Annotated in this window: 22 protein-coding genes and 4 pseudogenes; 17 read left to right on the top strand and 9 right to left on the bottom strand. The window is 69.9% G+C overall.

Translation table 11 applies throughout. The features are described from left to right. Positions 1-214 precede the first annotated feature (214 nt). The 3 genes and pseudogenes from SGA01_RS14595 to SGA01_RS42890 form a co-directional block, all read left to right on the top strand. Entirely contained in the window at positions 215-898 is a 684-nt protein-coding gene (locus SGA01_RS14595) for an FG-GAP repeat domain-containing protein (RefSeq protein WP_308699056.1), read from the top strand. A gap of 893 nt (positions 899-1791) precedes the next feature. Beyond that, positions 1792-2763 carry an NADP-dependent oxidoreductase gene (locus tag SGA01_RS14585; RefSeq protein ID WP_371866037.1) on the top strand — a complete coding sequence of 324 codons (972 nt, stop codon included), beginning with the start codon at positions 1792-1794 and terminating at the stop codon, positions 2761-2763. 302 nt (positions 2764-3065) lie between these two features. After that, a pseudogene (locus SGA01_RS42890) lies at positions 3066-3143 on the top strand (glycosyltransferase family 2 protein); the annotation flags it as partial. A gap of 302 nt (positions 3144-3445) precedes the next feature. Here SGA01_RS42890 and SGA01_RS14575 read toward each other — a convergent pair. Next, positions 3446-4288, bottom strand: coding sequence for a hypothetical protein (locus tag SGA01_RS14575; protein WP_141296925.1), 843 nt, complete (start codon positions 4286-4288; stop codon positions 3446-3448). Positions 4289-4426: 138 nt separating this feature from the next. After that, on the bottom strand, positions 4427-5311 hold the full coding sequence (locus SGA01_RS14570; RefSeq protein WP_141296924.1) for a LysR family transcriptional regulator: 885 nt from the start codon (positions 5309-5311) through the stop codon (positions 4427-4429). Positions 5312-5449: 138 nt separating this feature from the next. Between SGA01_RS14570 and mgrA the strand changes: the two genes are divergently transcribed. The 5 genes and pseudogenes from mgrA (at position 5450) to SGA01_RS14545 (ending at position 10497) form a co-directional block, all read left to right on the top strand. Then, positions 5450-6442 (top strand): L-glyceraldehyde 3-phosphate reductase, encoded by a 993-nt coding sequence (mgrA, locus tag SGA01_RS14565; protein WP_141296923.1) that lies wholly within the window; start codon positions 5450-5452, stop codon positions 6440-6442. 329 nt (positions 6443-6771) lie between these two features. Then, complete coding sequence (locus tag SGA01_RS14560; protein WP_141296922.1) at positions 6772-7116, top strand: hypothetical protein; 345 nt, start codon at positions 6772-6774, stop codon at positions 7114-7116. A 227-nt stretch (positions 7117-7343) separates the two neighbouring features. After that, a complete protein-coding gene (locus SGA01_RS14555) occupies positions 7344-8141 on the top strand; it encodes an 8-oxoguanine DNA glycosylase OGG fold protein (protein ID WP_141296921.1) in 798 nt (265 codons plus the stop codon). A gap of 360 nt (positions 8142-8501) precedes the next feature. Continuing rightward, positions 8502-9125: pseudogene (locus tag SGA01_RS14550) on the top strand (LamG domain-containing protein); the annotation flags it as partial. A gap of 229 nt (positions 9126-9354) precedes the next feature. Beyond that, positions 9355-10497, top strand: a complete 1143-nt coding sequence (locus SGA01_RS14545; RefSeq protein WP_141296919.1) for a S1 family peptidase — start codon at positions 9355-9357, stop codon at positions 10495-10497. A 215-nt stretch (positions 10498-10712) separates the two neighbouring features. Here the strand turns inward: SGA01_RS14545 and SGA01_RS42885 are convergent. Next, positions 10713-11399: pseudogene (locus tag SGA01_RS42885) on the bottom strand (AbfB domain-containing protein); the annotation flags it as partial. Positions 11400-11555: 156 nt separating this feature from the next. After that, positions 11556-11891, bottom strand: coding sequence for a hypothetical protein (locus SGA01_RS14535; protein ID WP_141296917.1), 336 nt, complete (start codon positions 11889-11891; stop codon positions 11556-11558). Positions 11892-12325: 434 nt separating this feature from the next. On the opposite strand from SGA01_RS14535, the gene SGA01_RS14530 reads away from it, so the two are divergent. From SGA01_RS14530 to SGA01_RS14520, 3 genes and pseudogenes are all read left to right on the top strand, one after another. Then, complete coding sequence (locus SGA01_RS14530) at positions 12326-12607, top strand: hypothetical protein (RefSeq protein ID WP_141296916.1); 282 nt, start codon at positions 12326-12328, stop codon at positions 12605-12607. A gap of 182 nt (positions 12608-12789) precedes the next feature. Beyond that, positions 12790-13399 (top strand): annotated as a pseudogene (locus tag SGA01_RS14525) (histidine phosphatase family protein). Positions 13400-13521: 122 nt separating this feature from the next. After that, entirely contained in the window at positions 13522-14532 is a 1011-nt protein-coding gene (locus SGA01_RS14520; RefSeq protein WP_141296915.1) for a tellurite resistance/C4-dicarboxylate transporter family protein, read from the top strand. Between the two features lie 40 nt (positions 14533-14572). Here SGA01_RS14520 and zwf read toward each other — a convergent pair whose 3' ends face one another. The 3 genes from zwf to SGA01_RS14510 form a co-directional block, all read right to left on the bottom strand. Further along, positions 14573-16024, bottom strand: a complete 1452-nt coding sequence (gene zwf, locus SGA01_RS14515; RefSeq protein ID WP_229918361.1) for a glucose-6-phosphate dehydrogenase — start codon at positions 16022-16024, stop codon at positions 14573-14575. A 1-nt stretch (position 16025) separates the two neighbouring features. Next, positions 16026-16154 carry a hypothetical protein gene (locus SGA01_RS42015; protein WP_255325193.1) on the bottom strand — a complete coding sequence of 43 codons (129 nt, stop codon included), beginning with the start codon at positions 16152-16154 and terminating at the stop codon, positions 16026-16028. 170 nt (positions 16155-16324) lie between these two features. Then, positions 16325-16759, bottom strand: coding sequence for a MarR family winged helix-turn-helix transcriptional regulator (locus SGA01_RS14510; RefSeq protein WP_141296914.1), 435 nt, complete (start codon positions 16757-16759; stop codon positions 16325-16327). Between the two features lie 120 nt (positions 16760-16879). Here SGA01_RS14510 and SGA01_RS14505 point away from each other — a divergent pair, with 120 nt between their 5' ends. Together SGA01_RS14505 and SGA01_RS41050 are read left to right on the top strand one after the other, a co-directional pair. After that, positions 16880-18007, top strand: coding sequence for an NADH:flavin oxidoreductase (locus SGA01_RS14505; protein WP_055639318.1), 1128 nt, complete (start codon positions 16880-16882; stop codon positions 18005-18007). A 1161-nt stretch (positions 18008-19168) separates the two neighbouring features. After that, complete coding sequence (locus SGA01_RS41050; RefSeq protein ID WP_167534103.1) at positions 19169-19333, top strand: hypothetical protein; 165 nt, start codon at positions 19169-19171, stop codon at positions 19331-19333. Between the two features lie 156 nt (positions 19334-19489). Here the strand turns inward: SGA01_RS41050 and SGA01_RS14500 are convergent, their stop codons facing one another. Then, positions 19490-20059, bottom strand: a complete 570-nt coding sequence (locus SGA01_RS14500) for a DUF6434 domain-containing protein (protein WP_141296913.1) — start codon at positions 20057-20059, stop codon at positions 19490-19492. A gap of 139 nt (positions 20060-20198) precedes the next feature. Here SGA01_RS14500 and SGA01_RS14495 point away from each other — a divergent pair, with 139 nt between their 5' ends. After that, positions 20199-20723, top strand: a complete 525-nt coding sequence (locus tag SGA01_RS14495; RefSeq protein WP_141296912.1) for a hypothetical protein — start codon at positions 20199-20201, stop codon at positions 20721-20723. Positions 20724-21764: 1041 nt separating this feature from the next. Here SGA01_RS14495 and SGA01_RS14490 read toward each other — a convergent pair. After that, positions 21765-22109 (bottom strand): hypothetical protein, encoded by a 345-nt coding sequence (locus tag SGA01_RS14490; protein WP_141296911.1) that lies wholly within the window; start codon positions 22107-22109, stop codon positions 21765-21767. A 708-nt stretch (positions 22110-22817) separates the two neighbouring features. On the opposite strand from SGA01_RS14490, the gene SGA01_RS14485 reads away from it, so the two are divergent. The 3 genes from SGA01_RS14485 (at position 22818) to SGA01_RS42880 (ending at position 26067) form a co-directional block, all read left to right on the top strand. Next, entirely contained in the window at positions 22818-24071 is a 1254-nt protein-coding gene (locus SGA01_RS14485; RefSeq protein ID WP_141296910.1) for an IS256 family transposase, read from the top strand. A gap of 134 nt (positions 24072-24205) precedes the next feature. Further along, positions 24206-25231 (top strand): hypothetical protein, encoded by a 1026-nt coding sequence (locus SGA01_RS14480; protein WP_055646586.1) that lies wholly within the window; start codon positions 24206-24208, stop codon positions 25229-25231. Between the two features lie 278 nt (positions 25232-25509). After that, positions 25510-26067, top strand: a complete 558-nt coding sequence (locus tag SGA01_RS42880; protein WP_141296909.1) for an STAS domain-containing protein — start codon at positions 25510-25512, stop codon at positions 26065-26067. Positions 26068-26104 lie beyond the last annotated feature (37 nt).

Genomic DNA, 26104 nt, shown 5'->3' with positions numbered 1-26104 from the left:
CCGCGCAACGCGACATCTGGAAGTCCTCGCAGCTGCACGCGATGCTCGCCGAAGCCGGACTGGTGATCAGCGCCGGAAAGATGTCCAACCTGTGGTCCGAGCAGCCCGTCACCGTCCGTCTACCGCCGCGGCATCAACCTGACCGCCGACGGCGACAAGGACGGCAAGGCCGACTACCCGGGCTACTGGATGGGGGTCTGACGGCAAGCCCGCGCTGATCACGCACCACGGTGACTTCGCCCCGGGAGACGGCATCCAGGACCTGCTCGCCCGGATGCCCGACGGCAAGTTGTACGTGTACCGGGGCGACGGTTACGGCAGCGTGGACATCGAGCAGCGCACCGAGCTGTGGCTGCCGTCCAACGCGCCGGCGCCCTCCACCTTCACCCAGATAGTCGCCACGGGCGATCTCGACAACGACCGCCGACCGGAGCTGCTCGTCACGGCCGGCACGGACCTGTGGTCGTTCACCGGGTACACCGGATCGACCTTCACCACCGCGACGAAGCTGGCCTCGGGCTGGGACGCGCTGGACGTGGTCAACGTCGGTGACATCAACAAGGATGGTGCGAAGGACCTGCTCTTCCGCAACCCCGGAGACGGCAAGATGTGGCTGCGCAAGGGCAAGAGCAACGGCAAGGGCGGCACGGACGTCGCCTCCTTCGCCTCGGGTGGGGCCTCGCTGGGAGGCTCCGACGTCTCGTACGGCGGCAACTGGACGGCGTCGAACATCCCGATGGTCATGAGCACACCCGACACCAGCGGTGACGGCATCCCCGACCTCTGGGCGCTGACCGGTTCCGGAAGGGTGAAGCTGTACCGCTGCACCACGACGGACACCACCGCGGGCGTCCTCGTCGTGGTCGGCGGCTGGAGCTCCATGAAGGCCTTCGGCTGACCGCTACCGCGACCGCCGCGAAACCGGTGAGGGCGTCTGCCACGAGCTCATGGCCCGTGGCAGACGCCCTCGGCGCGGGGCGGCCCGCGCCGCCCCCGAACTCACCGCCTTCGAGAGGGTCAGAAGAAGCCGAGGGCTCCGTGAGCCCTCCCAGACGACTCGCGGAAGTCTCCGCGAGGGCTGCCCTCATCTGCGGTGAGGGTTAACGCGGAGCGCCGAGACCGTGGTGCGGCGATGGGGAATTGCGGACTACGCCGATACGGGCGAACACTTCACCGTCAAGGTGTGGAAGCCCGCGCTCGCGAAGGCCGGCGTCATCCCCATGCGGAGGGCGGGCGCTGGAAGGCGTCCCGCAAGGACGGTTCCCCACGTCCTCCGGCACACGTACGCCTCGGTCGTCCGCGAACACGAACGCCACCGGAGGCAGGCCCTCCCGGCCGGTCGGCGGGTAGACCCGGCACCACAGCCGCCGCTCGTGGTCGACGTTCTCGATTGCGTTTGGCCGGGAGCGGACAAGGTCCACGGCGGGCTTGTCCGCGCCCTGTGGCAGAAGCTGCCCCGCTCCCAGTACCGGCGCAGCTTCTGCACCAGCTCGTGGGCGTCCTCGGTACGGCGGTCGACCTCCAGCAGGAACGCCGGCACACTGGCCGCCGGCGCCCGCACCAGGTCCGCCCGCTTCTCCTCGCGAAGCGCCGAGACCCGTATGCCCTTCGTCCCAGCATTCTCTTGGCCTCGCCGGGTCCTCGCCGGGTCAGCACCCCCACCTGCCGCTGGTCCTCCTGAACCAACTCGATCCTCACCAGGCGGTGGTCCGCCAGGGCCGCGCACCAGGCTCCCACCCGCCCCTACTTCCGGGCGAGCCTTGCAATGTGTCCGGGGCTCACCGTGCTCAGATGGAGCGGGGACCGAACGGTACGGGAGAGGCGTCGCGGATGTCCGAGGGCACTATGAGGGCGATGGCGTATGAGACCTACGGTGGGACGGAGGTGCTCCGTGAGACCCGGTTGCCGCTGCCGAAGGTCGCCCCTGGCGAAGTTCTCGTCAAGGTCCGATGTGCCGGGGTGAACCCGGTCGATTGGAAGATCATGGCGGGCGGGCTCGACAGCCTGATGGATGTCTTTCACCCGGTGGTTCCTGGTTGGGACGTGAGCGGCACCGTGGAGCGGGTCGGCATCGACGTGCCCGAGTTCGCGGTCGGCGACGAGGTGATGGCCTACGCCCGCAAGGACTACGTGCACGGCGGTACCTTCGCCGAGTACGTCAGCGTGCCCGTACGTGCTCTCGCCGCCAAGCCGGCCTCGTTGAACTGGGCGCAGGCCGCCGGACTGCCGCTGACCGGCCTGACTGCCTACCAGCTCCTCACACGTCTGGGGACGACCTCCGACGACATCGTTCTCGTGCACGGCGCGGCCGGCGGCGTCGGGTCCTTCGGCGTGCAGCTGGCACGGGCACGGGGAGCGAGGGTCATCGGCACCGCCTCCCCTCGCAACCACGATCGGTTGCGAGGGTTCGGCTGCGAGCCCGTCACCTACGGGGACGGACTGACCGAACGCGTTCGTGCCCTGGCTCCTGACGGGGTCACGGTTGTCGCCGACTTCGTGGGCGGGGTTCTGGACACCACCCTGGCTGTTCTGGCCGAGGGCGGGCGGCATGCTTCCATCGCCGACCACACCGTCCTCGGTGCCGGTGGCCAGTGGATGTGGGTCCGCCCGGACAGCGAGGACCTCGCTGCTCTGGGCAGGCTCGCGGACCAGGGCCGGCTCACGGTCGATGTCGCCGCAATGTTCCCGCTCTCCGAACTCGCCGCGGCCTTCACCCTCAGCCAGGAGGGCCACACCTCAGGGAAGATCGTCATCGAGGTCTGACCCCGGACCGCGAACCCGGGTCGACGGGCCCGGAAGCAGACGCCCATGCCAAGGCGCGGTGGTCGCGGCCCGGCCCTGGTCGAAGGCTCCATCAGAACATGGCCCTGCAGCTCGTCGCCTACGCCGGGCAGTACCTGATCGCGGTCTCCAACGAGGAGTGACCCACTCCGAGGAGGACAGCGCGTCCTCTGGCAAAGACGCACAGTACGACCCGCTCGCCCGACTGCTGTTGCCGCCGGAGGAGCTGACCTCTTTCAGCAGACAGTACGTCAGGACGCCTACGTGTCCGAACAATTCGCACGTTCCTCGACAGCGACGACATGTGGCTCCCGACGAAGCTGGAGAAGCAGCTCGCCTTCGCAGCGACGGCCGAGACGCCGCGAGAGCTCGCCCAAAGCCCTCATCCAATCGAGTACGTGCTGAACCACCTTGCCGGGCTGGCGGGTGGCCGGCCCCGCGCACGTGCGGAACGTGAGGCCGGCTCTGGAAATGTGCACCCGTCCTGTGGGCGACCCTCACGACCATACGGGCAGGCCGGACACCACGCAGGTCCTGATGCGCTGTCGCCGCGAACCGGGCCGTCCCGCCGGCCGCCGTACCTCAAGACCTACGAGCATGAACGGCGCCGACCCCGCCGCCTTCGGAGCAACTGGTCAGGCGCGCACTCATGCGTAGCGTCTCATCAGGGACGTTCGTAGTGCTGGAGGATGCCGCCCGCGGAGAAACAGAGGGCACCGGTGAGGGTGCCCCAGTTGGCGATGTCGGCGTTGATCAGGCTGCCGGTGGCGGGGCGGGTGTACGCGGCGAGTGCCGAGACCATGAAGAGGACGGAGCCCAGCTGGTTCACGGCGACGATCCACCAGCCGAGGTCGCGCTGCCGGATGCACGGCCGGCCGTGGCAGATCTCGGCGAACGCGAGGTGGCCGGAGATCAGGAAGAGCACGCAGCCGATCACATCGGGTGCCCAGATCAGCCGGTTGACCTGCTGGGTGGTCAGGCCCTGGAGGAAGGAATCGAGCAGGTCGACGGCGAACACCAGGGTGCCGGCGAACAGGACGAAGGCGCTCAGCCAGTCGACCCGCATCGGCTCATAGCTCCACCACCGCCACCCAGGGGCGACGAGGGTGCCTTCCCCTCCGGGCACGTGCCGCGGGGCGTTGACGACCTGGAGCAGGGAGACGTAGCCGCCGGTGTTGAAGAACAGACCGCCGGCGAAGTAGATCGAGGCACAGGTGGTGGCGTCGCCGGAGCCGAACTGGGCCACGGCGGCGCCGGCCGCGAAGAGCGCTCCGCCGATGACGAAGGCGGTGGCGGCCACGGCGTTGAGCCTGCGGAGCCGGCCGAGGGCGGCGTCGTCGGCGCTGGCATCACGGGCGCCGGCCGCGCCGGGCGGACGTACGGCGATGAGGCCTCGGCGCCGGGCGGGCCGGGATTCCCAGACGGCCGTGCCGCCGCCGGGCGGCTGCCAGGTGAGGCGGGTCGTGAACGGTCCTGTGCCTTCGGCGCGTTGATCGGGCTGTCCCACAGGCCGAGATTAGACGTCGTGCCCGTCGTCGGCCGAGCGCAACGCCGCCGGTGAGGCGGACAGAGCCTCGCGAGCGCGGCGAGCCGCCGACACCGACGAGGGCGGGCGCGACCTCGTCGGTGTCGGGTCATGAGGCCGTCACCGTCTGTCTCTCTCCAGTAGTTTCATCAGCGCGCGGGCTGCCGGGCTGGTGGCATGCGGCGGTGGCAGCAGGGCCACCGTCTCGTAGACCGCCTTGCCGGTGTCGGCGAGAGGGGCGGCGTGCAGGGAGTCCCGTTTGTGCCGGAAATGCCGAGGTACGGCAGCGACACCGAGGCCCTCCTCCACCAGGTCCAGGAGGCTGTGCACGTCGTTCACCTCCAGGCTCACGGTCCGCAGTACGCACGCGGAGGCGAAGGCCTCGTCCGTGGCCCGGCGCGGTCCCCAGCCGGGGTGGAAGTCGACGAAGACCTCCTCGGCGAGGTCTCCGAGGGTGAGGTCCGGGCCGGCCGCGGCGAGAGGGTGCTCGGGGTGGCACAGCAGGGTCATCGGCTCGGTGGCCAGCGGCACCGACCGCAGTTGGTCGGAATCCGCCCGGGTGCGGTAGGCGAAGGCCAGGTCGAGGCGCCCCGCGGCGACGTCCTCGGCCAGTGCGAGCCCGCCTTCCTGCCGGAGGCGTATCTCCACTTCCGGGTGCCGCTGCCTGAACGCAGCCAGCAGCCCCGCGACGTGCACTCCGGCGACGCACTGCTCGGCCCCGAGGGAGAGCGTGCCGCGCACCACGCCCTGCACGGCCGCCACCGCCTCGTGCGCGGCCCGTACCTGTGCCAGGATGCGCTCCGCCTCGACCAGCAGCGCCCTTCCGGCCTCCGTCAGCGTCACCCGACGGGTGCTCCGTACGAACAGCGGCGCCCTCAGGTCCCGCTCCAGGGCGCGGATCGATGCCGAGAGACCGGACTGGGAGACCATCAGCCGCTCGGCGGCCCGTGTGAAGTGCCGGTCCTCGGCGACAGCGACGAAGTGCTGAAGATGGCGCAGTTCCATGACTCAGAAGCCTATGCGCTGAATCCCATCGGATTCTCCTGTTGGATTCATGCCCAGAGGTCGGGGGAGATTGGTCACGCCACGAAAAACCCGCCGCGCATCGATCGCCGTGCGCCGGTCCCACGCCATGGAGTCGCGTTGTACACCGCACATCCCGCCCGTTATGACGACATGCCCTACCGGCGCTCCGGGCGCAGCGGCCTGAAGCTCCCCGCCCTCTCCCTGGGGCTCTGGCACAACTTCGGCCCGGACCGTCCCGCCCAGACCCAGCGCGCCATCCTGCGCCGTGCCTTCGACCTCGGGATCACCCACTTCGACCTGGCGAACAACTACGGCCCGCCGCCCGGCGCGGCCGAGTCCGCCCTCGGCGAGTTCCTGCGGACGGATTTCGCGCCCTACCGCGACGAGCTGGTCGTCTCCACCAAGGCCGGCTACCTGATGTGGCCCGGGCCGTACGGCGAATGGGGCTCCCGAAAGTCCCTGCTGTCGTCGCTCGATCAGAGCCTGGGCCGGCTCGGCCTCGACTACGTCGATGTCTTCTACTCGCACCGCTTCGACCCGGACACGCCCCTGGAGGAAACCATGGGCGCCCTGCACTCCGCGGTCCAGCAGGGCAAGGCGCTCTACGTCGGCGTCTCCAACTACTCGGCCGAGCAGACCCGTGAGGCAGCCCGCATCCTCGGCGAGCTCGGCACACCCCTCACCATCCACCAGCCCCGCTACTCCATGCTCGACCGTCGCCCGGAGGACGAAGGCCTGCTCGACGCCCTCGACGACCTGCGGGTCGGTTCCATCGCCTACTCCCCGCTGGAACAGGGCCTGCTCACCGGACGCTACCTGGACGGCGTCCCCGATGACTCCCGGGCCGCGAGCGACAGCCCCTTCCTGAACCGCGACGCTCTCACCGAGGACCTGGTGACCCGGTTGCGCGCCTTGAACGACATCGCCGCGTCCCGTGGCCAGACCCTGGCCCAACTCGCCCTCGCATGGGTGCTGCGCGGCGGCCGCGTGACCTCCGCCCTGGTGGGAGCAAGCAGCGCACGACAGCTCGAGGACAGTGTGGCCGCCCTGCGCAACCTCGAATTCGACACCGAGGAACTCACCCTCGTCGACACGCTGGCCCGCCCCTGAGCCACGAGCGCCACCCCGCAACCTCGACTGGCCTCGATCCCCTGTACGACACAGGCCGGAGTGGAGGACCGGGAGCGGCGAACCGGAAGCCTGCGGTGCCGTGCGAGACGGGCCGGGCTGAACCGCCGTGCAGCCCTCCAGGCGATTCGCGACACTCTCCCGCCCGCGCCGCGGGCACGTAGCGGGTTCACTGCATCGCCCGACGGTCCAGCCCTCGAAGGCGTACCGGGAGAGTTGATCGCGCTTGTCCAGACAATGACGCGCTCAGGCCACAAGCGCCTCGACGAAGCCGTCGCAAGGGCTCGCCGGAACGCCGGCCACCCCAGCGAGTGGAACCGCTTGGTGCTCGCTCCCTCACGGACGCCCTGGCGTACAACGTCCTGCTTGTAGGCGCACTCGCCGCCTACAAGCAGGAACAAGGCATCGTTCCGGATCTGCTGCGCCGACACCTCCAGTCCCCCGACCCCGACCGCTTCGTCACCCAGGAGGCGTTGGACCTGGTGTCCGGCCTCATGGGGCGTCCCGCCACGACTGATGGGCCGGAGCCCCCATGGCACTTCCACGGCCGGGACATCGCCGAGCGCGGCGTCGCCCATGAACCAGGTCGTCTCCGCCGCAGCGAGCAGCAGGCCCTGCAATCCTTGGGCCCTTGCTCGCCGCTCTCGCAGTGGTAGGCAGGGGCCTCTGCGACTGGCTACGCGTCTGCCGCTGATGACTCGGCGGTCAAGATCGCCTGCCAGACGACTACGGTGACGGCCCTCCGCCCGGAGGGCCGTCGAGTAAAGCCGGCAGCGGTCAGCCCAGGCTTCGTCAGCTTCTCGGCCCGCGCATGCGTGGGGGCGAGGCGGTAGGCGTCGGTCCCGGTTTCGATGAAGTGGGAGTGGGAGTGGGAGTGGCGAGGATGGCACGACAGGATCTCGCGGATGCGTTGGACGCCGAGCTGATGAAGCGGCTGTTGCCGACGGCTGCGGTGCACTCCGTACACGGGTGGTTGGCTGGGGCTGGAGCTCGGTACGTAACCGGTGTCGGCGCTCATGCCGTGGAGTATGTGCCCGCACGCTGGTCGGGCATCTTGCCGTGGCCCGACCAGCTCCTTGAACAGTCGCACACAACGAGCGCAGCGATCAGCCGCGCCCAGGTAGTGGCGGTTGCGCGAGAGGCGGTCAAGGGAGGGGAGTTGTCCGAAGCCCTTGTTGCCTCGTATGTGTGGGGGCAAGGAAGAACTGGCTACGGACCACACCGCCTCAAGGAGATCTTGGCCGAACCGAACGTCTCCGATGCGTTGGCCAAGGCGGGTGCGGCTCTGCGGGAGGAAGGCGCGGTCGCGGCTTATCGCGTGCTGTGCAGGGCGGTAAGGGGGCTGGGGCCGGCCTTCTTCACCAAGCTGCTCTACTTCCTCGGCCTGGCCATGGACGCTCCCGCTGCCCCTCGTGCACTGATCCTTGACCAGAGGGTTGCGCGCGTCGTGCGCACCCACGCTACGCGGGTCGGGCTGGAGACGGGACTGACGTCAGCGTCGGGCGTGGCGGCCTGGACTTGGTCGGACGGCGGCTGGACGCCGCACCGTTACGGGGTCTACCTGCGCTGGATCAACGCCGCCGCCGAGCAGCTCGTCTCTTCTGGGATCGGGTGGCCTGAGTCAAGCCCGGACCTGCTGGAGCTCGCCTTGTTCGACGGCGTCTGGGATCCAGCAAGGTGACTCCTCCCCGGAGATACCGGCCTCCGCTCCGTGCCTCACGTGCGCCTTCCCGTGAGCGATCGGCCGATCCGGCGGCGATGCCGCTGCGACCTGGCCGAACAACGAACTGCTCGGCGACGTGCCCTTCGACGTGAGTATCAATGCCGCGATGCAGGGAAGCGGCGGCAACGTATGGCACGTCATGCCGCACTACGGCACGCCCACCGGGGCGGCAGCTTCACCTGGCCCGGGCCCACAGCGCTGGCAACGGCTGGGGACTTCATCGGGCCGTGAACAGCCTGAGGCAAGGAGGAGACCGTGCCAGAGTCGGCTTCGTTCACTTCTAGGGGCTCTGGCACAAGGTCTGTGAACTGCCTCTTCCTGTCCGGCTCCGGCTCGTCCCGGTCAGGAACAGGCGCGGGCACGACCGCCCGTGACTCGGGACCGAGCGGACGGACGCTCACGCTCAACGAGGGAACGGGCTGGAGCGCCGGGTTCGGCGGAAGTGCGCTGAAATTCGACGGCCAGGGCCACTTCGCCCAGGCGGACGGGCCCGTCATCGACACCACGACGAGCTACTCCGTGTCGGCGTGGGCGACGCTGGACTCCCTGCCGGGCAGCTACGCGACCGTGGTGAGCCAGGACGGCCGACGCCAGGAGAACCCCTTCTACCTCCAGTACGGCCAGGGCGCCTTCGCCTTCAGCACCTCGGGCGGCAACCGCGCCCACTACGTCACGACTCCCGAACTGGGGCGCTGGTACCACCTGGTGGACATCAGGGACGCCGAGAGGAACGAGATCCGGCTGTACGTCGACGGCGTCCTCGCCTCCACGGCGGTCGCAGGTCCGGCCGATGTGAGCACGGGTCCGTGCGCGGTCGGCCGCGCCAAGTGGGGCGGCGGGAACGTGGACTTCTGGAAGGGCTCGGCCGACGGGGTGCACGCCTTCGACAAGGCGCTTTCCTCCGAGGAGGTGGCCGCGCTGCACGCAGCCGAGAAGCCGTAGGGCGACGTCCGCGGGGCCGCGCGGGAGCACCGCGGCGGCCCTGGGATCCCCGGACCGCGGGCACGGGCCCGCGGTCCGGGACTTCGCCATGCCCGGGGGCGGTGCTCCGGGGCTGCCGTCGCGACGGCCGAAACCTGGTATGGACCTGACAAGCGTGGGCGGTTAGCGTGGCGGCGACGCTCACTGAGAGCGCTCTCAAGATGGCCAACCCCCCACACCAGGAGGTCCCGTGAAACGCACCACCCCCCTGCGCGCCGCCATCGCCGCCGTGCTCCTGACGGTCGGTCTGGGCGCCGCCCAGGCCGGCGCGGCCCCGCTCCCGGAGCCCGCGGCGGCGCCATCCGCCTCGGCCAGCCTCCTCGACGCCATGAGCCGGGACCTCGGGCTCACGGCGGCCGAGGCCGAGGAGCGGCTCAGCGCCGAGAAGGCCGCCGTCGAGGTGGAGAAGGCCGCCCGCCGGAGCGCGGGCGCCGCCTACGGCGGTTCCTGGTTCGACGCGGCGACCGGGCGGCTCGTCGTCGCCGTGACCGACCGCACCGAGGAGGCCGAGGTCCGGGCACTGGGCGCCGACACCCGGCTGGTCCGGCACAGCGCGGCGGCACTGGACCGCGCCAAGGCCCGCCTGGACACGCTGAACGCACCCGCCGGAGTGGCCGGCTGGCACGTCGACCCGAGGAGCAACAGCGTCGTGGTCGACGTCGTGCGCTCCGAGCGGCAGACCCCCGCCGTGCGGTCCTTCGTGGACCGGGCCCGGGCCGGCGGCGCCGTCACCGTCGCCGAGACGGCGCAGGCGCCCCGTACCTACGCGGCGGGCACGGTCGGCGGCGACCCGTACTACACCGGCAACGTCCGCTGCTCGATCGGCTTCTCCGTGTACGGGGGCTTCGTGACGGCCGGGCACTGCGGCCGGGCAGGCGCGGCGGTGCGCGGCTGGGACGGTTCCGCGATGGGCACCTTCCAGGGCTCCTCGTTCCCGGGCGACGACTACGCGTACGTCTCGATCCACAGCGGCTGGTGGACCGTGCCCGTCGTCCTCGGCTGGGGCACCATCCCCGACCAGCTCGTCCGCGGGTCGGCCGAGGCGCCGGTGGGCTCCTCGATCTGCCGCTCCGGCTCGACCACGCACTGGCGCTGCGGCACGGTCCTGGCCAAGAACGAGACGGTGAACTACAGCCAGGGCGCCGTGTACCAGATGACCAAGACCAGCGTCTGCGCCGAGGGCGGCGACTCCGGCGGCTCGCTCCTCAGCGGTGACCAGGCCCAGGGCGTCACCTCCGGCGGCTGGGGCAACTGCTCCTCCGGCGGCGAGACGTGGTTCCAGCCGATCAACGAGATCCTCGGCCGGTACGGCCTGCGGCTGCACACCGCCTGAGTCCGTGACGCCGGACGGGTCCTTCCAGGCACCGGCGCCCGGAAGGACCCGCGGTACGGCTTCCCGTCAGGCCCGCACGGGCCGGACGGGGTTCCCATCAGGGCGCCCAGGGCGCCTCCGACCGACCAGCTGCTGACGGCGCCGAGCGTCTGGGGGCGGTCGAAGCCCCCGCTTCCCGCGCCCGAGGCGATGTACGCCGGGGACTCGAAATGGCGCAGGTAGAAGCCAGGTATGTTCAGCGACTCGAAGGTGACGCCGGTCCCGCCGATGCCCGGGCGGGCACGGAAGGTGGCGTCCTGGCGGAAGAGCGCCGTGCCGTCGTCGGCCGCCGTGCGGACCCGGCTGTCGGCGTGACGCAGGTACCGGCCGGGGTAGTTCACCGACTCGAACGAGTAGCACGAGGAGTCGGCGAGCCCGCGGCGCAGCGTGAAGGTGGCGTCCTGCTTCAGCAGGGTGCCCCCAGGTGGTGACGCGCAGCGAGCGCCGCACGTCTGTGGGGAGGAGCACCGAGCTGCGCCACAGGGCGGGGTCGCCGGTGCTCCACGTCGCGTCCGCCGCGAAGGAGGACGCCGCGTCCCAGGCGTTCGGGCCACCGCTTCGGGCGAGGTACACGCCGCGGCGTTGTGGCGCAGATAGGAGCCGGGGAAGTTCAGTGACTCGTACGAGGTGCCCCCAGCCGCGATTCCGGTGCGGGCGCACCAGGTGGCGTCGGCCGCGGAACGTGCCGCCGGTGTCGCCGTCGAGGCGTACGCGGCCACCGGAGTGGCGCAGGTAGCGGCCGGGGGGCTCGCCGACTCGAAGGAGTGGCAGCGAGGGTCGGCGAGCCCGGTGACGGTGCGGAACGAGGCGTCCTGGCGGGCGCCGTCGGCGGAGGCCGCGGTCAGCACGTCGGTCCGGGCCAGGCAGTCGGAGTGGCGGAGGTAGCGATCGGTGTAGCCGGGGGTGGTGACCCGGAAGGAGCGGATGTGGCCGAGACTGAGGCCCGGCGTGGCGTTGAGGTTGCGGGAGGCAGCGATGAGCGCGCCGTGCGCGGCCCGGAGTCGGGCGGTGTCGACCTTCTAGACCCTGCGGTCGTAGCTGAACAGGCCGTTGTACTCGCCCTCGACGTCGGTGATCTCGGTGTAGACGTACGCGGACAGGCCCTTGGTGAGCATGAGCTGCTGGGTGTCGCGGACCATGCCGGTGCACCGGTCGTAGAGCTGCGCGACGCTGGACACCTGCTCGTAGGCGAAGAACCGTCCGTCGAGGCTGTACTCGTGGCCGGGTGTGCGCAGTCCGAACTCATCGCGCCCACGGCCCCCACCAGTCGGGCGGCCGCGGGTCGCCCGGAACCGGGGTCGGCTGGTCGGGGGATGGAGCCCGAGGCGCATCAGGGCGTCCGCGCGGACGCTCACCGGCCTCTGCAACCTCCTGTCCGCCGCCCAGCGGACCTTCCGTCCCTCGCGTCCCGGGCTCGTCGACGACCGGGAGGTCCGCAAGCTCCCGTACTGGCGGACCGGGCTGGGGCACCTGGCCTGGTTGGGCCTGATGCTCAGCTACAAGGCCGTCGCGACCGCCGACGACGTCCAGGGCGTGGCGGACGACGACCAGAGCTGGACCAGCGTGCTGGTTCTCGTGTGCACCTTCCCCGTGGTGGTGGGCGCCTTCTGGCAGCCGCACGGGACGGCCTCCGCCGGGTCTACCTGCCCCGGGCCCTGCGGCCCCTCGGCTCGGTCCTGGCCATCATGGCATCCATGGGCACCTCCGCCCTCGCCATGGCACCGGAGTCGGCGGGGTTCAGGGACGCCGTGGGGCTCCCCGGGCGGGTCGTCGTCATCGCCCTGTTCGTGTGGTCCATCGGCTTCGCCTCTACGGCATCGGACTGTCGTGGGTGCGCGTGTTCCGCACCGCCGACATCCACGAGGTGCTGCCACCGATCCTCGCCTGCGTCCTGGTGTGGGAGATGGCCCTCCTGGATGTGACCACCGGCGCCTACGACCAGGCTCCGCCGGGGGTCCGGAGGCTCTTCATCCTCGGCGTGCCCGTCACGGTGACGGCGCTGTCGTGGTGGGAGCTGTCCCGGCTGCGGCGCCACCACGGCCTGACGCTGCGCACCGCGCTGCGCCGCTGACCCGACCCGCTACCTCCGTGCACCGCGCTGTCGCCCCCGCTTCCGGCGTCGCACCCGTGCAGCGTTCTCACGGTGCGTGACCGGCGCCGAGGGCCCCATGCTGGAGTGCGGGACCTGTCTCCCGGCCGCCCCACGGCGGCAGAGGCCCGCGCCGTCATGCCGACGAACGGAGCACCGCCGCCATGAGTGACCTCATCCTGATCCGCCATGGCGAGACGGAGTGGAGCGCCACTGGACGCCACACCGGCCTTACCGATCTGCCGCTCACGCCGGAAGGCGAGGCGGAGGCCCGTACACTCGCCCCGTTCTTCGAGGGCCGCCCCACTTCCTTCGTGCTCACCAGTCCCCTGCAGCGCGCCCGACACACGGCGGACCTGGCCGGGCTGCGGGACACGGTGGTCGACGAGGACCTGCACGAGTGGGACTACGGCGGGTACGAGGGGCTGACCACCGCCCACATCCACGAGACCCGGCCCGACTGGTCCCTGTGGGAGGACGGCGTGGCCCCGTACGCCGACGGCCGGCCGGGCGAGACCACGGAGGACGTGGGGCGGCGCGCTGACCGGGTCCTGGCGCGTCGCGTCCCTTCTCGCCGCCTCCGAGGAGGACGGCGTGCTGGTCGCGCACGCGCATCTGCTGCGCGTCCTGACCGCCCGCTACCTCGGCCTGCCGCCCTCCGAGGGCCGGCTGTTCCTCCTCGCCACAGCGCGGGTCGGCAGGCTGTCCACGGAGCACGGACTGCCGGTGGTGTCGGGCTGGAACCAGCGTCCGCTCCCTCCTGTCCACGAGTGACACGGCACCGCCGATACGCGCCACCGAGGCACTCGGCAGAGCCGAACGGGTGCCGGTTCCGCCCCCTCGCCCGCCCGCTCCGACGAGTGGCGGGCCGCCGGAAGCAGCGATGCGATGGGGCCATGCACGAACGCCAGCAGGTGAGGCACCGGTACGCCGGGCACTGGGCCGCGTGGCCGCCGGTGACCGGTGCTGCGGTCATGGCCACCGGAATCCTGTCGGTCGGTCTGAGTCTGACCGGCTTCGAGGTGGTCTCCGTGGTGGCGTTGTGCCTGGCCACGGCACTCTGGGTGCTGCTCGCGTTCGGCTTCTCCGCCGTGATCCTTGAGGACCGACGCCGCTGGGAGTCGATCGCCGACACCCCTCCGGCACTCACAGCGGTCGCCGCCACGACGGTGCTCGGTGTCCGGTTCGAACTCCTCGGCCTCACTCCGGTGGCCGTGTCGCTCCTGGTGATCGCGGTGCTGGTGTGGCCCGTGATGCTGATCGCCGTCCTCCGGCACATGACCCGGCGGGCACCGGGCGCCGTGTTCCTGATCTGTGTGGCCACCCAGGGGCTCGCCGTCCTGTGTGCCGTCCTCGCGCCGGAGGTCGGCGACTGGCTTGCCCGGGTGGCCCTCTGCCTGTTCCTGCTGGGTCTCGTGTTGTACGTCGACGCACTGGCCCGCTTCGACGTCCGCCAGGTGTTGACGGGCGCGGGTGACCAGTGGATCGCGGGTGGGGCCTTGGCGATCTCCGCACTGACCGGATCGAAGCTCCTCGCCTCGGGAGTCTGGTCGGGCGGGGCGGCCACGACGCTGCGGGTCGCCACGCTCGTCCTTGTGGCTCTCGATCTGGCCTGGTACGCGGTCCTGCTGTGCGGCGAGGTCGCGCGCCCGCGCCTCGGCTACGACGTCCGTCGCTGGGCGACGGTCTTCCCCCTGGGCATGACGGCGGTGGCGTCCCTCTCGGTGTCGGCCGCCACCGGGGTCGGGTGGCTGGAGGGGGTGGGGCGCGTACTGCTGTGGATCGCCGTCGCCGCGTGGCTTCCGGTCGCCTACGGCTTCGCACGCTCGCTCGTGGGCCGCGCGCAGGACCGCTCCTCCCCCGCTGCCGGCGACGGTCGACCGCTCCGCGTGCGCCGGAGGCGGTGACGACCGCAGCGGCCGAAGCGGTCGGGCTGCGGATTCCGGGTCAGCTGCTACGGGGGAGGTGCCAGCGGTAGGGCCGGATGAGCTCCGTCAGGCTGTCGGGGCCCCAGGATCCCTTGGCGTACGGTTCGACCGGCGGTGGGGAGTCCAGGAGGGGCGCGGCCACCTCCCAGAGTCGTTCGATGCCCGTCGCGTCGGTGAAGAGGGACTGGTCGCCCAGCATGGCGTCCAGGATGAGGCGCTCGTAGCCCTCCAGGGCGTGGTCCCGGCTGAAGGAGTCGGCGTAGTCGAAGACCATGTCCGCCGGAGTCAGGCGCATGTCGGGGCCGGGCTTCTTGGCGAGGAAGCGGGCGGTGATGGTTCCGGGGTCGTTGAAGTCGATGACGAGCTCGTTGTGACGGCCTTCGGCGGACTCCTGCGCGGCCAGCGGGAACATCCGCAGGGGCGGTTCGCGGAAGCCCAGGGTGATGACGTGGCGGCTCGCGGCGAGGGCTTTGCCCGAGCGGAGGTAGAAGGAGACGCCTGCCCAGCGCCAGTTGTCGATCTCCAGGCGCAGGGCCGCGAGCGTCTCGGTGTCCGAGGCCGGATCGACTCCCGGCTCGTCGCGGTAGCCGTCGTACTGTCCTCGGACCACCCGGGCCGGGTCGACGGGGCGCAGGCTCTGGAAGACCTTGTCCTTCTCCGCGCGCAGCGAGTTCGCGTCCAGGGTGGCCGGCGGTTCCATGGCGATGAACCCGAGGAGCTGGAACAGGTGCGTGACGATCATGTCGCGGAAGGTGCCGGTGCCCTCGAAGAAGTGGGCGCGGCCTTGGATGTCGATGTGCTCGGGGACGTCGATCTGCACGTGGCTGATGTGGTCGCGGTTCCAGATCGGTTCGAGGAGTCCGTTGGCGAACCGCAGGGCGAGGATGTTGTCGACGGACTCCTTGCCCAGGAAGTGGTCGATGCGGAAGACGCGGGACTCGTCGAAGACGGTGTGGATGGCGTCGTTGAGGGCACGGGCGGAGGCGAGGTCCGTGCCGAACGGCTTCTCCACGATCACGCCGGCGTTCCGGGCCAGTCCGGAGGCACCGAGCAGCTGCACGACCGAGGCGCAGGCCTGCGGGGGTACGGCAAGGTGGTGAAGGAGCCGGGGAGTGCCGCCGATCTCCCGTTCGGCCTCCTGGACGGCGGCTACGAGCGGGCCTGGGTCCTCGGGGTCGGCGGCGCCGAAGGTGAGTCGGCTCTCGAATTCCAGCCACTGCGGGCCCTCGGGCTTGGCGAGGCCGAACTCGGCGACCGCCTCTCGCGCGTGTTCGCGGAACGCTTCGCTGCTGAGGGCGACCGCGGCGGGGGCCGAGCCGACGATCCGGTAGCGGTCGGGGAGCAGTCCGGCTCTGGCCAGGTGGTACAGGCCGGGCAGGAGCTTGCGGCGGGCGAGGTCGCCGGTGGCGCCGGAGATGATGATGACGTGGTCGTCGGGGGTGGCTCCGCCGGGGCTGGGGGATGCGGCCACGTCAGTTCGTCCTCTCGCCACGGTCGCCGGACTCGTCGTGCGTCGTGGAGTGGACCTGGCGGGCGGGCAGGTTCGCCGGGGCGGTGAACCGGTCGCCTCCTCGGGACAGCACGTCCGGGATCTGCTCCATGGGGCCACTGTGGAGGCCTCGCGGGAGTCCGGCACCCTCCGGCGGGCCGACCGGGCGACTGGGGGAGGTACCGACCAGCGGCCGAGCCGGCGTATGTGATCACCGCAGCAGCCCGGCCTGCGCGGCGTGGCCGCGAGGGCGTCGGCGCGCCGGTGTGCGCCGGGCGGGGGTCAGGCGGTGGGCGGGGTGAGGAAGACCCGTTCCAGCAGGGCGTACAGGGCGCCCTGGTCGTCGGCGCCGAGCCCGGCCAAACCCTCCTGGGTGATGTGCATCTTCGCGCGGATCGCGTCGGTGACGCGCTCGCCCTCGGCCGTGAGGATCACGTTCTTGACGCGCCGGTCGGCAGGGGCGGCTTCGCGGCGTACCAGGCCGCGCTTCTCCAGCCGGTCGATGATCCCGGTCATGTTGGAGGCGTCGCAGGTCATGGTCTCGGCCAGGGCACGCATCGCGGCCGGTCCCCGGCGCAGCACGGTCAGGGCCTTCCCCTGGCTCGCCGTGAGGTTCTCACTCGCCGCCGCGACGGTGAAGTCGCCGTAGTAGACGCCGAGCGACACGGAGAGCAGCTCCAGGAGCTGGGCCGTGTCAACGCGGGGAGCTTCTGTCATGGCGGCCACTCTAGCCCAGAGATACTTGACCATCTCAAACATCGACGTCTACCGTCGCCCTCGTTGCATGAAGTTCTCAAGCATCAAGATTGTCAAGTAATTGCCACGAGGAGCGTCCCTGTGACCGTCACCGCGTCCCCCAGCTCACGCGCTGCCGAGATCCTGTCCCGGCCTGTCACGCTGAACGGCCTGACCGTCCCGAACCGCATCGCGATGGCCCCTATGACCCGCATGTTCTCCCCCGGCGGCGTCCCCGGCGAGGACGTACGGTCGTACTACGCGCGACGCGCCGCGGCCGGCGTCGGCCTGATCGTCACCGAGGGGACCTACGTCGGCCACGAGTCGGCCGGGCAGAGCGACCGCGTGCCGCGGTTCCACGGCGAGGAGCAGCTCGCTGGCTGGGCAAAGGTCGCCGAGGACGTCCACGCGGCCGGCGGCACGATCGTGCCGCAGCTGTGGCACATCGGCATGGTGCGCGAGCAGGGCCAGGCGCCGTACCCCGACGCACCGGCGATGGGCCCCTCCGGCATCCGCACGGACGGCACCGAGGGCGCGGGCAAGGCCATGACCCAGAGCGACCTGGACGACGTCATCGGCGCCTTCGCCGAGGCCGCCGCGGCCGCCGAGCGGATCGGCTTCGACGGCGTCGAGCTGCACGGCGCCCACGGCTACCTCCTGGACCAGTTCCTGTGGGCGGGGACGAACCGCCGTACCGACGCCTACGGCGGCGACCCCGTGGCCCGTACGAAGTTCGCGGCCGAGATCGTGGCCGCGGTCCGCCGGTCCGTCTCGCCCGAGTTCCCGGTGATCTTCCGCTACTCACAGTGGAAGCAGGACGCCTACGACGCGCGGCTCGCCGAGACCCCGCAGGAGCTCGAGGCGATCCTCGCCCCGCTCGCCGCGGCCGGCGTCGACGTCTTCCACGCCTCCACCCGCCGCCACTGGATCGCCGAGTTCGACGACTCGGACCTCAACCTGGCCGGCTGGACCAAGAAGCTCACCGGCAGGCCCACCATCACTGTCGGCTCGGTCGGCCTCGACGGCGACTTCATCCACGCCTTCGCTGGCCAGGGCGCCCCGGTCCAGGGCATCGACGAGCTCCTCGACCGCCTGGAGCGGGACGAGTTCGACATGGTCGCCGTCGGCCGCGCGCTGCTCCAGGACCCGGAATGGGCCGCGAAGGTCCTCGCCGGGCGCACCGACGAGCTGAAGCCGTACGACGCGTCCGCTGTGAAGACGCTCAGCTAGCGTCGCGCGTCACAACTGCTCGGCGACGCGGCCCTATGACCGGTGCTGCCCGGCTGAAAGCCGGGCCGCACCCGTGTCGAAGTGTCCGCCCCGCCGTGCGACACCTCAGGGCGGGGCTGCCGTTGGTGACAGGGCCCGTTCCCCGGGCGGACCCCCGCCGTCCGGCAGGCGGGCAGACGACGCCCGTCGTACCGCTGGGCCCCTGCCGTCCCGGGGACGGGACAGCGCTCCCTTCCTACCGCCGCGTCAGAAAGTCCTGGCGCAGGGCGTCGAGGATGTCGGCGGCATCTGTGTGGTCCGCCTTCCGGCAGCGGGCGGATGCCGTTGTGAGGCGGGTGACGGCCTCGCTGAAGCGACCCAGGCGCCGCCCTCGACGAGGGCCGCGAAGCGGACCGCCTCCGCGCGGGGCATCTCGCCCTGCGGCCTGCCCCGCTCATGGGTGGCGATGGCCGCCTCGGCCTCCGGCGCGGCCGGGACGGCCGCGCAAGGTGTTGCATCGGAGGGTGTCTGTACAGGTGCAGCCGAGCGGCCTCGACATCGGCTCCCACGGGAGCTTCAGGCGCGCCCGGTGTTCGCCGTCGCAGAGCTCGCCGATCCGGCCGCAGCCTCGGCGGGCAGCACCTCGCGGGACGTCGCTGACCTGAACCGCATATGCCAGAGGCTGATTCGTGCACGACTCTGGCGTACGCCAATGGGCAGGTGGCAGGGTGAACACCCAGCGGCCCCCGCAGCTCACCCCCTGCGAAGCGCGGCCGCCGGCCTGGCCCCGCGTCGCCCGCGAAGGCCGGGCCGCGCCCGCCTCCCGGCTCCCCACGGGAGGCCACAGGCGCGCCCTCACGGGCCGGCGGTACCTGCCCACTCCAAGAGCGGCCGGTGCGACACCTGGCTTCAGTCGGAGTGCTGCCGCCATCGTTTGACGGTGTCACGCCGACACCGATCTGCGCTGCGGCTTTCCCCACTCGGCAGATTGCGGGGCGCGCTGATGGCATCGGCCATCACGGTCGCATGGTTGGCACGGATACGGTCAGCGAAGCGGTGTCCCCTCGGCCAGGGCGAGCCGGACGGGTCTTCGAGCGTCTCCGACTCGGGGGCCGGCTGGGCTGGATCCAGCGCCAGAACCCCTTCTCGTGGACATCGACCACGGCTCCGGCGGGGTGCAACTTGTACCGGCTGACCGCGTACCTGGGCCGGGAGCGGGACGTCGTGTGGCGGACTTTCCTGACCGAGCTCCTGCCGTTCGAAGACCTCTACCGAACCATCTCCACGGGCATCGGTCTCACTGCGGACATCGTCGAGCCAACCGTGGAACAGGAGCCCACCGAGTAGACGTCCACCCGCCGCCTCCTGTTGCCCGCTGGACGAGACAAGCGGCGCCCCAGCGCAGCCAGGACTGCTGGGTGATCGGTTGGCAGCGAAGCAGCGAGGGGCCGGCGCGACACGCCCCGAACGTCGTCACAGCACCCAGTCATCGCTACGACCCGGTCACCACGCGGACGGGCTACGAGGTCGGCCGCGGTGAGCCCTCCAAGCGGCAAGCGCTTCGGTGCGACTGCCGGCCGGATGCTCGGCATGCCAGTCACGCAGGAAGCGGTTGAGCTCGAACTGCGCGCCAATCTCTTGAAGCTGGGCAGCAGTCTGACGGGTGGCGTGCCAGTGGGCGATGGCGTCGGCCAGTGTGCGCCCTGCACTTTCGGTAACAAACGCTCGCATGTACGCATCGAAGTGGAAGCTCGGGCCGATCTCCCGGCGGAAGTACTCGCGCAGCACCTGGCTGCACCGCTGACCCTCGGGAATCACAGTGGAGCCGTTCACCGGCGCGGCAAGCTGGTGGCCGGTGCTGCGCGTCCGGGGCGGCGCGGCCGCCGGGGCGACGCCGTCCAATGCGGCCCGCAGTCGCTGCGTCAGCGCCACCTTCCCACCGCTCCGCGACACCCCGATCTCCCGGGCAAGCACGGTCAGCTCGGCCAGCGTCCAGTACCAGCGGGCCAGCTCGTTCCCACTCAACGTCGCACTAAGCTCCGGTCGCGCCTCAGCACCCGCGTTCGAACTCATGTCCCCATGATAGGTGTCCCGTCTTGGCAACTCAGTGCCGCAACGCCTCGTACTGCGGTCAGGGCTGTCGTGAGAGCGGTGGGCGGCGGGGGTGTCCACGCCGAGCTGCCCGCCGGCGTTGGCGCCCCAAGATTTGACGGTGCCGGCAGCGGTCAGCGCCAGGACGTGGGCGCACGGAACCGGTTTCATCGAAGCTGCGTCTGACGGCCAGGAAGGGGGCGTCGTGACAGCTCAAGGCAGGGCCCGTCGTCGCTGCGTGGCGGCTGTTTCGATTCGCGCGCGGCTCGTCGCGGTAACGCTGACATCCTTGCTGGTTGCCGGTTGCGGCATGCTGAACGATCCAGTCAAGGAACGCTGGGAGTCCAGAACCGAGTTTTCACGTTGTGGCGAGGTGAGCCTGGATCAGGGTGAGGAGATGCAGAAACAGGCGGCGCGGGAAATTGCCTGCCTCCAGCGAGCCCTCAAGAACGGCGAGAGCGCGGAACTGAAGGTGGCCTATCCCACCGTGGAGGGTGACCCGATTCGCGAGTACTACCGCTTGACGCCGCAAGGCAGGCTTGAGGTGTACACCGACAGCACAGACGATCACTACTCGGACCAGAAGTGGTCGTTCGCCGAGTGCTACACCCCGGAATGGTTGGCTGAGATTTCCTGCGATCCATGACCAGCGCCAGCGACCCCATCTGGTGCGATGAGGTCGTCTGTTGCCTCCCGGCAACCGACTGGAACCACCCGCCAGATGCTTTCAGTCCAATGAACCGATCATGAAAGCGGGCTTACCCAGCGGCTTCACGTCCTGTCGGACACGCCGGAGGCTCATTCGCCAGGAACTGTCCCCGCTGCTTGATCCCGGTCCGCAGGACGAGGCCTGAGGGGACGTTCAGGCCTCGTTCCATTCGTGGGCGCGGCCTCCGCGCCACCCCGCTCCCTCCCCGCCTCATCGATCACATCTCGCGGTCCTCTGGTTCTGAAGTCTCAGGCAATCTGCCCCTGAATCGGTAGACGTCATGGCGGGCGCCCCAGACCAGGCGATGCAGGAGAGCGGCGAAGTATCCGAGGAAAGCATCCGTCAACCGAGTCCCCAAAGTCCGCGGGCGCGTACGCCTCCCTGGCCTCGAAGACGCGCGGCCGCGGTCTTTCTTCGCTGCTTGCTTCATTTCGCTGACCGTCGTGGTGCGAGTGCGGGATATAGATCCTGTGGGGAGAAGAGCGTTCCGCTTCCGTCGGGCGGGACGAGCCAGAAGAGCCCGGACACTCTCCGGCCGGGGGCAGGCACGGCCAGCCAGGTTCCGGTCGTCAGATGCCGAGCAGCGCGCTCCAGCCTCGTGGCGGGGCTGCCTGGAGTCATCAGGAACACAAGTTCCTGGCGCATGGTGTTGCGGAGCACTGGGCCGGTTCTTGGGTGTCCGGAGCGTGCGACAGAGTTCAGGAGGCTGTGTCCCAGTGTCTCCGGGACCGCCAGGGCGTCCCAGAGTCTCCCCGCCGGAAGGAGCACCACGCTCTGTTCGCTCAGTCTCCATTCACGCAGACACGCGGTGGGGTCATCACCAGCGGAAGCCAGCCACCGAGCCGACCACAAAGAAGAATTCATCTGCTACCTCGTTTCCGGGATCAGCTGACGAAGTGGCCGACTATCCCGGATCAACAGCGGTATGGGCAGGGAGGCGGGGCCTGGCGTATTCAACCGGCCGATTCTTGTGATCTGTCAGACGTTGCCAATCCCGCTGAGCCACCGCCGGAGCGCGATGTGGGTGGTGTCGTCCAGCGTGCAGAGGGCCTCGATGGCGTCGAGGTCGCCCGGAAGGGGCGCGATACCCGCCGTGGTGAGGGCGGCGTGCAGCTCCAGCCGGCGGCGGTCGGCCGGCTCCAGACGAATGGACAGGCTGCGCGTGGGCACAGGCGCCGACAGCGGGTGGTCGCCGAACGCCATGGTGCCGCCGGCCGTGGACGTTTCCTCGCGCCAGTCGTCGATGTACGCGGCAGGGAAGCGGTACGGGTCGAGATCCAACAGCGCGGCCGGAGTGTTTTCGATCGCCTGAAACCCAGTCATGAGTGCCTCCGCAGTCGTCGTGGAACTGCAGAGGACGACGACGCGGAGGTTAAGACAGTTGCAACACCAAGGGACATCCACTCGCATGTCCCCTACGCCATCTCGTCACAAGAGAGATGACCTGACCGGCTGGGTACACCACCTAGAGCCGGGCATCAGAAGCTGCGCAATTCCTGCATCGGCCATGATTGGCCGGACAAGTTTGGTGACCTGACCAGTACTCACTGCTCCTTGCCTTGCCCGACCAGGCTCCGTTCGCCCACTGTCCGGGACGAAGTACCTGGCTCAGGGCTGACTCTCCTCTGGTCGGGAAGCTCGGCGCGGTCGCCCTCATCCGGGTGGATACATTCCCTCTGGCGGGGATTGTTGCTGGTCACATGGGGTGAAACAGCCACGTGGCTCGCTACCCGGACCACGGCGGGCGGTGTTGATGGGGATGTGAGTACTACAAGCACCGCCCCGATAAAGCCCGCTCCCCTGAACATCCCGGATTCTTCTGTCGTGCACGACTCGGGCGCGGACACCGCGCCCTACGTCATAGGCATCGAGTCCTGCACCAGCCTCGGCACCACGCCTGGTCAGAGCAATGCTCAGGACTTGTGGATCAGCTCCTTTGGAGGACACGCGAAGGGCGTACCTTCCCGAGCGAGTGATCGTCAAGTCACCGAGTAGGCCCGCGCTACGAACGCGGGTCGGGAAGGCACGCCCGTGCTCAGAGTGGTCAACGAAGAAGGCACCACCGAGGCCGGTTCCCTGATCGACGAGATCGTCCGCGAGGGTGCTCGGCGGATGCTGGCCGCCGCCCTGGAGGCGGAGGTGGACCAGTACATAGCCGAGCTCGCCGGGCAGCGTGAAGAGGCAGGTCGCCGACTGGTGGTCCGCAACGGCCGGCACCGGCCGCGGACCGTGACCACGGCTGCTGGGCCGGTCGAGGTGGCCGCCCCACGGGTGAACGACAAGCGGGTCGACGAGACGACGGGTGAACGGCAGCGGTTCTCCTCGAAGATCCTGGCGCCGTGGTGCAGGAAGTCCCCGAAGATCAGCGAGGTGCTGCCGCTGCTCTATCTCCACGGCCTGTCGTCGGGCGACTTCGTGCCCGCGATGGAACAGTTCCTGGGCTCCTCGGCCGGGCTGTCGCCGGCCACGGTGACCCGGCTGACGCAGCAGTGGACCGTCGACCACGCCGAGTTCCAGCGCCGTGACCTGGCCGGATCCGACTACGTCTATGTCTGGGCCGACGGCGTCCATCCCAAGATCCGCTTGTCCCAGACGCACTCCTGCCTCCTGGTCCTGATGGGCGTCCGCGTCGACGGCACCAAGGAACTTATCGCGATCACCGAGGGTCTGCTTGAGTCCACCGAGTCCTGGGAGGACCTGCTGCGCGACTGTCGGCGGCGCGGGATGCGCGACCCGATGCTCGTGGTCGGCGACGGTGCTATGGGCCTGTGGAGGGCGCTGTCGGAGGTGTTTCCGCAGGCCAGGCATCAGAGGTGTTGGGTTCACAAAACAAGGAACGTCTCGAACGCGCTGCCGAAGTCCGCGCAGCCCGGCGCGAAGAGGGCTCTGCAGGAGATCTACAACGCCGAGGACCGTGCGCACGCGGAGAAGGCGGTCTCCGCGTTCGAGAAGGCGTACGGAGCGAAGTTCCCCAAGGCTGTCAAGAAGATCACCGGCGAGGTCGACGAGCTGCTGGCGTTCTACGACTTCCCCGCCGAGCACTGGGTCCATCTCAGGACAACGAATCCGATCGAGTCGACCTTCTCCACTGTGAAGCTTCGGACCAAGGTCACCCGCGGCGCCGGCAGCCCGGCCGCGGCCCTCGCGATGGTCTTCAAACTCGTTGAGTCCGCCCAGGCCCGCTGGCGAGCGGTCACCGCACCGCACCTCGTCGCCCTCGTTCGAGCCGGCGCCCGCTTCGAGAACGGCCTCCTCGTCGAACGAGATGAGACCCTCGCAGCGTGATCCACCTCAACTGAGGGCCACCGACGAAATGTGCTGACCTGCGGTGATGGCTTCGGTCACGTATGTGGGATCCCGAGCTCGTCGTGGGGCGGCCACGAGGGCCGTTGTCAGAGGTCATTGGCAAGATTGCGGCCATGAATGTCACTCCTGTCACTCCGCCACGGCCGATCGACGTTGTCGCGGTCTTTCCCCAACTGGCTCCGCTGGCCCGCACGGCGACCCGCCTGCACCCCCGCCCCGGGGCGCCGACGTGGCACGACAGCTCGATCGGCGGGCCGCTGCTGTGGCCCGCCGAGGAGCCGTGGCCGCACTGCGAGGAACCGCATGTGGTGGACGGCATCAACCCAGCCCGGTCCCCGGCGGATCTGCGGCTGGAACGACGGATCTTCGCCGCCTCCCACGGCCGGGAAATGACTCCGGAGGAGCGGGAGACTCTGGCGCGGATCCGGCCCCCTCAAACGTATCCGGTGAAGGTGGCGGTCCAGCCGTACGAGGGCCCCATAGCGATGCTGCCCGTCGCGCAGCTGTACGTACGGGATGTGCCCGATCTGAGCCCGCCGGAGGGCAAGGACCTGCTGCAGGTTCTGTGGTGCCCTTTCGATCATCCGATCATGCCCAGGACCCTGCTCTTCTGGCGTTCGGCAGCCGCCGTCACCGACGTCCTCGACACGCCCCCCGAGCCGCCCGCAGTGCAGTTCGACGGCTATCTACCGGATCCGTGCGTACTCGAACCGGAGCAGATCACCGAGTACCCCGACCATCTGGAGCTGAGCGAAGAACTGCGGAAGCAGATCGAGCAGTGGAGTGTGCCGCAGGCAGCAGAGGAAGACCTGACCCCGGACACGTACTACGACCTTGTGCTGTCCAACGCGCCCGGCTGGAAGGTGGGCGGCTGGGCTGGCTGGAGCTCTACCGACCCCAGCCCGCAGCACTGCTCCGAGTGCGGCACCGGCATGGAGATTCTGATGACCGTCGCCACGTTCGAGGAAGGGGACGACGACGCCAACAGCTGGTCACCGCACCCCCACCCAGGCGCTGGACCGTACCCCGGCCACCGCGGCTACAACGCGACCGGCGTCCAGATAGGTAGCGGCTACCGGCAGCACCTGTTCGTCTGCCCAGCCGAGCCCGAGCATCCGCACATCGAGTTGATGACGTAGCCCGTCCGCAGTGTGCAGCCGGGGCATCACGGTGCGGGCATGCCGTGACGCCGGGTGGCCACGAGGCGCAGGGTCCCGAACAACCGACGGAGTTCGTTGACCTGCAGGAACGTGACCTTTGACGCGTGGAGTTCCCGCGCAGGTGGGCCAGCATGCCCTTCCACGAAGGTCGGTAGGGCACGAACGTAGGCACATCCTGACGGTGCCCGACCGGCCCCTGCCTGCGTTTCGTCACTCGGTAAGGCCCACTTCTTCGGTGCCTCACTGATCCACAAGTCTTGACAATTACTCCGCTGGTCATCCACCTCACCGGAGAGATCGACCACCACAGCATCAGCCCGCTGAGGGCGCTGCTGGCCTCCGCGGCCAATAGCGGCTACACCGGTCTTGTCCTGGACACGGCACGGGTGACCTTCTGTGACTCTGCCTTCCTCGCCGTTCTTGAGTGGTGGCCCCAGCGCGGGCGACACCTCAGGCTGACGAACCGGTCCAGAGCCGTTGCACACCTCCTGAACGCGGCACGTGTGACAGGTCTCCGTACCCGTCCACGCCGACGCCCCCGCGGCGGGGGCCACGACATGACCTTCCTCCCTCTTCTTGACCGGCATCCCCGCACTTGCCGCCGTCCTCCTCGCAACCCCCGTAGCTCGTCCGGCGATGGTGGGCGCCGGAGCGGCTGCCGTGCCACCGGTGTCAAGCGCGCCGCCTCCGTGTCCGTACCGGCTCGAATGTGTGTCGGCCACCGCGCGGTGGCGTATCAGGCGTGTATCAGCCCAGGTCGGGGGCGTGCCGACAGCCCTCCGGCGCCGCCGGGGGTGCGTGAGGGTGAGGCATGATGGAGGACCTGTCCCGTCCCGTGCCCGAGAGATGTAC

This window comes from Streptomyces gardneri (genome assembly GCF_006539185.1).
Taxonomy (GTDB): Bacteria; Actinomycetota; Actinomycetes; order Streptomycetales; family Streptomycetaceae; genus Streptomyces; species Streptomyces gardneri.
Note: the sequence above shows the minus strand (reverse complement) of the source record. Positions and strands in the feature narration are given on the sequence as shown.